Raw genomic sequence first — 6,300 nt, 5'->3', positions numbered from 1 at the left:
ATTTGGCGGAGATGATTTGGGTATTAGAGGATGTGAACCCACTTTTATTGCACCAATTAAATACATCACTATTTTATTCAGACAAAAAAACGCTAAATTCTTAACGGCTTTCTTAAATTTGGCGGAGATGATTTGGGTATTAGAGGATGTGAACCCACTTTTATTGCACCAATTAAATACATCACTATTTTATTCAGACAAAAAAACGCTAAATTCTTAACGGCTTTCTTAAATTTGGCGGAGCTGATTTGGGTATTAGAGGATTTGAACCCGCTTTTATTGCGCCAATTAAATATATTGCTACTTTTACTTAGACGAAAAAACGCTAAATTCTTAACGGCTTTCTTAAATTTGGCGGAGCTGATTTGGGTATTAGAGGATTTGAACCCGCTTTTATTGCGCCAATTAAATATATTGCTACTTTTACTTAGACGAAAAAAAGCCAACATCTAAATGTTGGCTTTTTAAGAATTTGGCGGAGAGATAGGGATTTGAACCCTAGATACGCTATAAACGTATGCTGGTTTTCAAGACCAGTGCTTTCAACCGCTCAGCCATCTCTCCATGCGGCGTATAATACAATTCACATTAGCTACTGTAAACTAAAAAACGGTCAACTGATTAATTTTAAAACGTTTTTTAATGTATTTTACCTAACAGATACAGTTAGATAACTAAAACCATTCATCTGTGGTTATTAAATGCACACTTTCTATATTTCTCTTTTAGCGTTGCTATCTTTATTTTCGTTATCTCAGTAATGATCCGTTATAATAGAAATAGTTATCTCATTATTAGACTGAAAAACACATGGCAAACAAACCAGACTTTACGGATGAAGAATATCAAGCTTTTGCTCAGCTAATGGATTCCTACAATCGAACCTTTGCAATTTCACTCACCACCCTCCTTTTGTCTATTCTAGGTTTTATTGTTGCTGAAACTCAAATAGGTTACGCCATCACTGATACTATCCGTTGGATATTTGGCTTATTGGTTGTATTACCTTTAACGATTACCGTTATTGGCTCAAAACGGGATTTTAATAATTTGGCATTTAGCATGCCAAAAACGATTCTCTATTCAGTACTCAATGCGGTGAGCCTGATTACTATTATTGCACTGGTTTTTAATCTTAATTAACACTTCAGCTTAGTCTCGCCCTCAGCTCACATAATTTCCTTCCGATCATGAACCGCCAATACACTGACGGTTCAAAAACAAAAATAAACATTAATCAATTGATAATAAACAAATAAATTATAACATGTATTTTAAATGACTCTTTTTAATTGACAGATATCACCACGAAGAATAACATGCATTCAAAATACAACTTAAAGCGTTAAAGGAATTTTAAAATGGCTGTTCATGTTAAAAACAATATTACTTGGGTTGGACAACGAGATTGGGAAGTACGTGATTTTCATGGCACCGAATATAAAACAACCCGTGGTACGAGCTATAATAGTTATCTCATTCGTGAAGGCAAGAATGTACTCATCGATACCGTTGATCACAAATTCACATTAGCTTTCCTACAAAATTTAGAACAAGAAATTGATCTGAACGACATTGATTTTATCGTTATTAACCATGCTGAAGAAGATCATGCTGGTGCTCTAAGTGAATTAATGAGCCGTATTCCTAATACACCGATCTATTGTACTGAAAACGCAATTGACTCAATCGTTGGTCATCATCATCATCCTGAGTGGAACTTTAACACCGTAAAAACAGGCGATACGCTTGATATTGGTAATGGTAAGGCATTAGTGTTTGTTGAAACACCAATGTTGCACTGGCCTGATAGCATGATGACTTACATGACAGAAGATGCGGTTCTATTTAGTAATGATGCTTTTGGTCAACATTACTGTGATGAGCGTTTATTTAATGACGAAGTCGACCAAAACGAATTGCTTGATCAGTGCCTACGTTATTACGCAAATATTTTGACACCATTTAGCCCACTAGTTACCAATAAGATTAAAGAAGTTCTCGGCTTTAACCTTCCAGTAGACATGGTTGCAACCTCACACGGTGTCATTTGGCGTGATAATCCAACTCAAATAATTGAGAAATACCTTGAGTGGGCCGATCAATATCAAGAAAACCGCATCACTATTTTCTATGATTCTATGTCAAATAATACCCGCATGATGGCAGATGCAATAGCACAAGGGATCACTGAAGAAGATAATCAAGTCATTGTGCGTATTTTCAATGTTGCTCGTCATGATAAAAATGAAATTATTTCTAATATGTTCCGCTCTAAAGGGATACTTGTCGGCTCATCAACAATGAACAATGTCATGATGCCTAAAGTTGCTGGTCTACTAGAAGAAATCACTGGCTTACGCTTTAAAAATAAAAAAGCGGGTGCATTTGGTAGTTATGGTTGGAACGGTGGCGCGGTTGATCGTATTCATGCGCGCTTAACTGATGCAGGCTTCTTTACTACCATTGGCCTTAAAACCAAGTGGCGTCCAGATGGTAAAGCACTACAAGAATGCCGTGATCATGGTAAAAAGATCGCTAAAGAATGGGCTCAAACTGAACGTCCTTATGATCATTACGCACCTTTCACTACCAAAGTAACACCAGCAGCAACACTACAAGTCGCGATTGATATTCCTGAAATAGTAGAACAAACAGGCGTTGTTGAAGTAGAACCCGCAACAGATACCACAGCCACATGTTGTGCACAAACAACCAGTGGTCAAAAAATGTTATGTACTGTTTGTCAATGGGTTTACGATCCTGCACTTGGTGAACCGAATCAAGATGTTGCCCCTGGTACTGCTTGGGAAGATGTGCCTGATAGTTTCCTTTGCCCAGAATGTGGTATTGGTAAAGAAGTATTTGAGCCTATCAACTAAATGAAATGAGAGCTAACAATGTCAAATCCAATTATTGTCATTGGTAGTGGCTTCGCTGCTTACCAATGGGTGAAATCGTTTAGAAAACTGGATCAACATACTGCCATTACTTTAGTAACTGCGGATCAAGGTACTGATTATTCTAAACCAGAACTAAGCCATGTATTTAGTCGTCATCAACAAGCGACAGATCTTATTAAACAAACCGCCGCTGAGTTTGCAGCAGAATATAATATTAAGTTAATAACAGAAACGATTATTAACGAAATTAATACTGCGCAACAATGGGTATATTTCAATCAACAACAATTGCAGTATTCTTCGTTAATTATTGCAACGGGTGCTACATCATTTATACCGAAGTTTGCAGGTAATGCGACCGATAAGATCATAACCTTAAATAGTCTGTCTGAATTACAACAAAACCAATCACAAATAAATGCCGCAAAGCATATTACTATTTTAGGCGCGGGTTTAATTGGTACTGAAATAGCCATTGATTTAGCTACCGCTGATAAACAAATTACATTGTGCGATAAAGCCGCTGCCATGATGCCCGCTTTATTACCAGATTTTATTGCCGCAGAGCTACACCAAGTGTTAAGTCAAAAAGACATCGACCTTCAGTTAAATGCCACAATCAGTGAAATTAACACTGATGGTAAACAGATGATAATTTCACAGCAAGAAAAAGAGGATATACATACAGATATCATCATTGCTGCTATGGGATTAGCACCAAGGCTTCAATTAGCACAACAAGCTGGAATCAGTACTAATCGAGGAATTATTGTCAATAATATGCTGCAAACCTCAGCCACTAACGTCTACGCTATTGGCGATTGTGCTGAGATCAACGGTAAAATTAGTGCGTTTATTCAACCCATCATGTTATCAGCGATAGCACTGGCTAAAACATTAGTAGGAACACCGACACCGTTATCATTACCGCCAATGTTAATTAAAGCCAAAACACCGTGGTTACCATTAAGTTTAGCGGGGATCACAACCGCTATGGATATCCATTGGCAGATTGAACGAGATCATGACGGTTATATTGCTAAGGCACATACAGCGGATAAAACCTTAATTGGATTTGTCGCTTCTCATAATAAACAAAAACAAGTATTTGCATTGTTAAGACAGTTACCCCCTGCATTATAAAAAATATCGATATTCGTCTATCGTAAGAGCAAAATCATAATATTATTAAGATTCAAATATTAGTATTAAAAAAAGCCGTTCATCTTAAATGAACGGCTTTTGCGATCTAAAACTATTTTTTAAATAAATTACTCGTTAATTCGTATTATCAATATGAAATGCATTATGGCTAAACAAAGATGACACAATATCAGCAGATGATGCCCCATCGGCTAGACCTAAGTCTTGTTGTGGATTGATATTTTCTAACACAATATGCTGCGACTTACCTTCAAGGCTACTCACCTCAAGATTGACATTGCCTTTGCCATCTACATCAGCACTTACATGGCTTAATAAATCATCCATATTTAAATTAGCATTTTCATCATCAGTCAGTAAATCATGAATATTGATTTGATCTTTATCTAATTCAAAATCAGTAATGGTATCAGTATTTGATACGGTAGAAAGCGACGTTTCATGCCATGTAAACATATCATCATCGTTACCACCCGTTAAAATATCATTACCTTCGCCAGCGACAAGAATATCATTACCATCAAAACCAAATAATGATTCACCTTGATTATCAGCAATTAATGTATTGTCCTGTTGATTACCAAAGTTATCACCCAATTCAAGATTACCGCTATTAAGTAACGAATCCAGTTTATCTTCGTTAGTCATACTGGCAGTATTGTCACCAAAGAGATCATTATGACTAACGCCATTAATAATAATATTCTGTACTACTTGATGTTGGTCATCAAAAATCTGAATTTCGGTATTACCTTGTTGCTCAATAATATTTAGACGATTGTTAAGATCATCTAAAGATTGAATATTTTGGCTATCAAGTGCATCGCCCAAATTGATGGTATCAATACCGACTTCAAAATCCATAATAGTGTCAGTTGCTGGCGCATTAGTCGTACCAAAATCACTGCCAGACCATAGGAAGGTATCTTTAACACCATCACCATTGCCATCGAGATCACCACCCCATAAGATATCATCGCCTCGACCACCAACTAAAATATCAGATGCTAACCCACCGACCAAAATATCATTTCCATCACCACCCAATAACGTTGCTTGTGCTGTACTATCAATCACTAAATTAGCTTGGTCGGAAGCACTATTCTGACCAATCACATTATTAGTAGCACTAAGATCATCAACAACCACATTGATGTTTACTGGTGGTGATATAGCTTGGGAACCATCAGATTCTGTTGATACTGCTTCCATGCGTATAGTATGGCTACCTTGATCAAGATCTTTAATATAAACGTCACTTAAATCCTGAGCTGTAATCTGCCACTCGCCATTGCCTAAATCAGTACCAATAACATTACCCGCTTTATCAACAATCGATGCTGAGCCTAAGTCACTAATTTTTATAGTAAGTGTCTCAGATGCATCAGCCGATGCCGCAACAATTAAGCCAATCAACGGTAACATTGTTCCTAATGAACTTTGAATCGCAGCAGTTTGAAGATGATCGGTACTTAAACTCAATGATGGCGCATCTGCTTTTGGCGTTACTGTAATATTAACTTTATTGGTAGTAGATAAACTACCACCGATTCCAGTATTGCCACCATCTGTTGTCGTAATAGTCAGTTCATCACTGCCACTAAAGTTTTCAGTTGCGGTATAACTTACACCACTATCAAGCACAGTATTAATATCTGCCATTGAGCCTTTCAGTACCACATTACCGCTACCATCATCAGTAACTTCAACGCCACTGTTGATAGGTAAAGTAATTGATAATGAGCCGTGGTTAACGGATAAAGTAACTGACATTCCTTCGTTATTAGCAAGCTCATTAAAATCGACATCTGTTACTGTAAGCCCATCAACAACCGTAGCCGTATCTTCACTCGCAGTAATGGTTGTTGGTACTTCGTTTACTGGTGCATCATTTTCAGCAACAACTGTAATATCAACCGTACTCACATCCGTTAATACGCCGCCACTACCAACATTGCCATTATCCGATGTGGTCATTGTTAGCTGATCATTACCGTTGAAATTCGTATCACCCGTATATTTAATCCCGCCATCTAACAAAGTATTAATCTTGTCAATATCGCCACTGATTACGAGCTTACCATCACCATTATCGGTAACCGTTAGCCCTTGCGTATCAGCCGCAATAATCGATAGTTGTCCATGTTCAACATTAAGCTCAACCGTCATTTGACCAGAAGTACCGCTTTCTTTGGCGTCAACATCGGCAATGCTCAATCCGGCAATAACATGG

The 6,300-nt window shown here is 37.4% G+C and carries 5 protein-coding genes and 1 tRNA gene; 4 read left to right on the top strand and 2 right to left on the bottom strand.

Going from position 1 to position 6,300, the window contains the following annotated elements; all coding sequences use genetic code 11:
• On the top strand, positions 1-220 hold a 220-nt coding region (locus C9J51_RS19595), incomplete at its 5' end, for a hypothetical protein (RefSeq protein WP_211306506.1).
• A gap of 253 nt (positions 221-473) precedes the next feature.
• Here C9J51_RS19595 and C9J51_RS19235 read toward each other — a convergent pair.
• Positions 474-564 (bottom strand) — tRNA-Ser (locus C9J51_RS19235).
• 246 nt (positions 565-810) lie between these two features.
• On the opposite strand from C9J51_RS19235, the gene C9J51_RS19230 reads away from it, so the two are divergent.
• The 3 genes from C9J51_RS19230 (at position 811) to norW (ending at position 4,046) form a co-directional block, all read left to right on the top strand.
• Positions 811-1,143 carry a hypothetical protein gene (locus C9J51_RS19230; RefSeq protein ID WP_045038785.1) on the top strand — a complete coding sequence of 111 codons (333 nt, stop codon included), beginning with the start codon at positions 811-813 and terminating at the stop codon, positions 1,141-1,143.
• Positions 1,144-1,361: 218 nt separating this feature from the next.
• Entirely contained in the window at positions 1,362-2,882 is a 1,521-nt protein-coding gene (norV, locus tag C9J51_RS19225; protein ID WP_045040891.1) for an anaerobic nitric oxide reductase flavorubredoxin, read from the top strand.
• A gap of 18 nt (positions 2,883-2,900) precedes the next feature.
• Entirely contained in the window at positions 2,901-4,046 is a 1,146-nt protein-coding gene (gene norW, locus C9J51_RS19220) for an NADH:flavorubredoxin reductase NorW (RefSeq protein ID WP_045040892.1), read from the top strand.
• A 135-nt stretch (positions 4,047-4,181) separates the two neighbouring features.
• Here norW and C9J51_RS19215 read toward each other — a convergent pair.
• Positions 4,182-6,300: M10 family metallopeptidase C-terminal domain-containing protein (locus C9J51_RS19215; RefSeq protein ID WP_211306505.1), on the bottom strand; the 2,119-nt coding region annotated here is incomplete at its 5' end.

Origin of the sequence: Photobacterium iliopiscarium (assembly GCF_003026395.1) — a bacterium.
Lineage (GTDB): Bacteria > Pseudomonadota > Gammaproteobacteria > Enterobacterales > Vibrionaceae > Photobacterium > Photobacterium iliopiscarium.
This window is presented reverse-complemented; position numbering and strand designations above follow the sequence as displayed.